At 59.3% G+C, this 4,350-nt stretch carries 4 protein-coding genes; 3 read left to right on the top strand and 1 reads right to left on the bottom strand.

The annotated features are described in order from the left end of the window. Nucleotides 1–1,405: hypothetical protein (locus tag ABX749_RS23905; RefSeq protein ID WP_372898210.1), on the bottom strand; the 1,405-nt coding region annotated here is incomplete at its 3' end. Between the two features lie 349 nt (nt 1,406–1,754). On the opposite strand from ABX749_RS23905, the gene ABX749_RS23900 reads away from it, so the two are divergent. The 3 genes from ABX749_RS23900 to ABX749_RS23890 all read left to right on the top strand — a co-directional run. Next, entirely contained in the window at nt 1,755–2,468 is a 714-nt protein-coding gene (locus ABX749_RS23900) for a hypothetical protein (protein ID WP_372898209.1), read from the top strand. A 94-nt stretch (nt 2,469–2,562) separates the two neighbouring features. Then, complete coding sequence (locus ABX749_RS23895) at nt 2,563–3,195, top strand: Uma2 family endonuclease (RefSeq protein WP_372898208.1); 633 nt, start codon at nt 2,563–2,565, stop codon at nt 3,193–3,195. Nucleotides 3,196–3,408: 213 nt separating this feature from the next. Beyond that, nucleotides 3,409–4,350, top strand: a 942-nt coding sequence (locus ABX749_RS23890; RefSeq protein ID WP_372898207.1) for a DUF1549 domain-containing protein, incomplete at its 3' end; no start/stop codon positions are given.

The raw sequence follows: 4,350 nt of genomic DNA, 5'->3' as shown, positions 1-4,350 counted from the left end.
CGTCGTCGGCTTGGATCACGTGATCGTTGTTGTATCCCCAGCCGCCGAGGATCGACGACAAGTTGGGCAGTTCGAGTCGTGAATCCACACCGCTTGCCGACCAAGTGCGATCAATGCTTGAAGCATCGCCGAGGTGTCGATAGCCGGTGACGCCGGGCAGGGAAAGCGTTGCGCCATCGCGAACGTGCAAATCGGTTCCGTCGATGTTCGTCAACTGTGGCGAGTCAAAGACGCCGCCGCTGCCGACGGTGATCGCTCCGTCACGCAGGCTATCGATCAGCGGCAGAGCAAGCTGCGCCCCCGCGATGTCAAACTCGGACCGATTGGCCGACGCAAGTTGCGACAGCGTCAGATCGTTGTCCCGGAGGATCAATTGTGAATCGATCAAGGTTTGCAACTGAGTCACCGCAAGACTTCCCGAACCGTCAAGCAGGAACTGGGTGCCTCGGGCATCGGTCAGGGAGGCGATCTGGATTGAAGCGTCGTCGGTTGCGGAGAAGCTTGTTCGTTGGTCGGCGTTCTGGTCGGTCACCGTCGCCAGGGCGGACAGGTCGATTTGGCTGCCGGCATCTTTGGCGACGAAGGAAAACGAGCGGCGGCGTGTGTCGCCCTCGACCGGGTCGATCACGGCTTGAACGCTGGACAGATCGATCACGCCGCCGTCGGCGACTTGAAACAGGGAGCCGGAGTTGTAGTGCGTCGCGCCGGTCAGCGAACGCAGACCGCCGAGTTCAAGCCGGCTGCCGGTGCCGGTGGCGAGGAACTGTCGCGATTGATTGTTCGCCGTCGATTGGTGCCGATAACGCTCGGCCGACGGCATGGAGATCACGCCGCCGGCGCTGGCGGTTAGACTCGCCTGGTCCAGGTTCACGTCGCCGTCGACCCGCAGGTTGGCATCGGTTCCGTCGGCGACGAGTGTCATCGAAGACCGAAGCAGCAGATCACCTTGGACGTGCAGGTTGCCCAAGATCAGGAATTGGCCGGCGGCAGCGTCGATGGTTAGGCGATCGGCGATGGTCGCCGCAAGCGAAGACTGCTCCGGCGGACGCAGCGTGGCATCGTCGACGATCAGTTCGTCGACCACCAGCGACGTGGTCTTCAGTTCCGCACCGACTAGATGCAGTTGTTCGCTCGAAAGGATCGACGCGACATTGGTGTCGGCATCGATTCGAACAATCAGATCATTCGAAGAATCTTCGATCGTGACGTCGTCGAAAGCGGTCGGCAGCGCATCGCTGTCCCAATTCAAGGGATCGTGCCAACGGGTTCCGTCGCCGCCGCCGTCCCACTGGACGGTCGCCAGCAAATGACGGTCTTCGAGTTTTTCAAACGGTGATGGAATCAACCGCTGGCTGATTCGCTTGCGGGCTAACCGTGCCGCTTTGTTGCGACGTCGATTGCGCAATTGGTGTCCAAACCCGTGTCGCCTTTGCGACCGATCCTTTCTGCGTGCCATCCGAGATGCCTATCAATTCGATTCGGCACTGGAACGAGGAAAGGCGACATCATTCGCGGTTGCGATCCAAGCGAAACGTTCGCTGGGCGATCTGCGAGAACGTGGCCCTTATTCCGTTCCCGACCGAGAAACGTGGGAATAGGATCGCAAAGAACGCCACGCGAAACTGAAAAGAAAACGCCTGCCCAACCCTGCGACCCCCAAAGGTTAGTGGTATGGGACCCAATTGCAAGCTTGCTTTTGATCCCCGCTCGATTTAGCATTGAGGCATTCAAATCCTCCAGTCTCTCTCGGACCCATGTTCCATCGATTGCTTGATCGTCGATCCGTCTGGTCATCGCTGATCGGCGTCGTTGCGTTTTGCGGGTTCGGATGTTGGAGCGTCCAACCTTGCCCGGCGGAAATCGTCGCTTATTTGACGCCGTCCCGCGCTGCCACCGGGGAACGCTTTGAGACCGATCTGGTGTTTTCCGGTACGGCCGATGCCGTCGGCGACTTGGTCGAATGGATCAACTTGGACATCGTCAAGAGCACCATCAATGCGGTCCCGCTGACCGACTACGGGCGGGTCCGATTCGACGCCGCTGCCCGGTTTGCGTCATGGTTCGACGGTCGGCAGTTCGGCACCGGTTCAGCCGGTTTCGAATCGCAAATCGTGCTGGAGTCCTTTTTGCCGAACCCGCCGGTTCCGTTTGAAATCACCAGCACCGACGCGTTTGAAATCGGCACGCTGACCTTTGATTACAGCGGGCTCGGTTTGCAACCCGGTGACACGATCAGCTTGGACATCTTCGGCGGTAGCGACGGCTCACCGACGCGGACGACATCGGTTGCGATCCGCCCGTCGGGAACGTCGCTGACCACGCTGGTCAATCCCGCCTACACGTCCGCGTCCGGATCTGAAAGAAGCACGTTCACGATCCCGACCGCAATTCCCGAACCCAGTGCCGCGCTGTTCTTGTCATTGACGCTGCTGGGTGTTGGTATGCGACGACGTCGCCGAGGCGGATAAATCGGTTAGAATCATGGATCGCGGGAGACGTGATCATCGTCGCTGCGCTGTATGCAAACCTGACCAGTTGAACCCAACCTTCAAGTCTTGATAGATGTCATCGTCGACACCCCCTTCGCCGTCCTCCGATGCAGCCCCTGCCTGGGAATTGGCAAGGTTGTTTCCGCTGCAGGGGCAATGGAGAGAGGAGGATTATTTTCGACTGCCGACGGACCGCTTGGTGGAATTGTCCGACGGTCACCTGGAGGTGTTGCCGATGCCGACATGGATGCATCAAATGATCGTGGATTTTGTCGCCGGACTGATGCGATCGGCGAGCGCTTCGGTCGGCGATGAGGCACGCGTCTTACAGGCACCGCTGCCGGTGACGCTGTTTGCCGGTACGATTCGTGAACCCGATCTGTTGTACCTGACGCCGCCCTGCTTCCCCAGTTCACCGACGGCTTACCCCAATCGATTAGACATCGCGGTGGAGGTCGTCAGTGAAGGTGCCGAAGCGAGACATCGCGACTATGTTGCCAAGCGATCGGACTACGCTCGAGGCGGTGTCCAGGAGTATTGGATCATCGACCCGTTCGATCGGACCGTGACCGTGTTGAGACTCAACGGTGACGCCTACGACGAAGTTGGGATCTTTCGAGCCGGTGAAACCGCACGCGGAGCGTTCCTGCCCTCGTTTGAGTTGCCCGTGGACCAGGTGATGCGGTTGGCGGACGAAGTGGTCTGACAAATGTGGACGCGTCGGAGGTCGAGGCACCAACTCGTTCGGGCACCATTTGGTGATGTATGCGGATGGGCGTTTTCCCGCCGGCGATCTCGCCGAACCGCCTGAGTTGATTCTCTCCGGTTGAGATGTGGTAGACTGGTTGGCGATGAGTCGTGCCGCTGACGCGACTTGTTCCCCGCCCACCAGCCTCCCCCCACCGCGCCAGGCACCTCCATGACTCGTTCGCGCGTCATTGTGATCATCGGAATTGTCATCGGCAGCATGGCAACCCACTCACGCACGCTCCAGGCCAGCGACGCGCTGCATGTCCAGATTGATGCCCTGGTTTCGTCGCATTCCGATTTCAAAACGCCGGCCGCGATCACCGACGACGCTTCGTTTCTGCGACGTGTTTATTTGGATCTGGCGGGCACCATTCCGGCCGCCAATGAGGTGCGTGAGTTTCTCGCAGATTCGGCACCCGACAAGCGGATCAAACTCGTTGACCGACTGCTCGGTTCGCCACAATACGCGCGGCGGATGCAATACGTGTTCGACACCCTGTTGATGGAACGTCGCCCGAACAAACACGTCACCGCTGAGCAATGGGAGGCGTATCTGAGGGAGTCGTTTTTGCAGAACAAGTCGTGGCGACAGCTTGCTCAGGAACTGTTGTCGGCCGATGGAACGGACGAACAAACGCGTGCCGCCGCCCGATTTCTGCTCGATCGCGAATTGAATGTCGACCAAGTGACACGCGACATCGGACGCATCTTCTTGGGCAGGGATCTGGAGTGCGCCCAATGCCATGACCATCCGGCGATCGACGACTACCTGCAGCGACATTACTACGGTCTGGCCGCGTTCATCAAACGGAGCTATCTGGTTCAAGATCCCAAGACGAAAAAAACGTCGATCGGCGAAAAAGCTGAAGGCGACGTCGAGTTCACCTCCGTGTTCACCTCGGAAACGGACCAGACGGCGCCGCGAATGTTGGACGCACCTCCCGTCATCGACCCGCCTCCGGGCGAACAGCTTTACAAGGTCAAGCCCGAGAAAAATGTGCGGGCGGTTCCCGTCTACAGCCGACGTCTGCAGCTCGCCAAATCGTTGACGGACGACGCCAACCGAGCGTTTCGAGAGAACATTGCAAACCGAATGTGGGCGTTGATGATG

This window comes from Stieleria sp. (genome assembly GCF_041595215.1).
Taxonomy (GTDB): domain Bacteria; phylum Planctomycetota; class Planctomycetia; order Pirellulales; family Pirellulaceae; genus Stieleria; species Stieleria magnilauensis.
Note: the sequence above shows the minus strand (reverse complement) of the source record. Positions and strands in the feature narration are given on the sequence as shown.

Coding starts and splice junctions, on each gene's coding strand:
- ABX749_RS23900 (WP_372898209.1), top strand. CDS start 1,755: ATGTTCCATCGATTGCTTGATCGTCGATCCGTCTGGTCATCGCTGATC.
- ABX749_RS23895 (WP_372898208.1), top strand. CDS start 2,563: ATGTCATCGTCGACACCCCCTTCGCCGTCCTCCGATGCAGCCCCTGCC.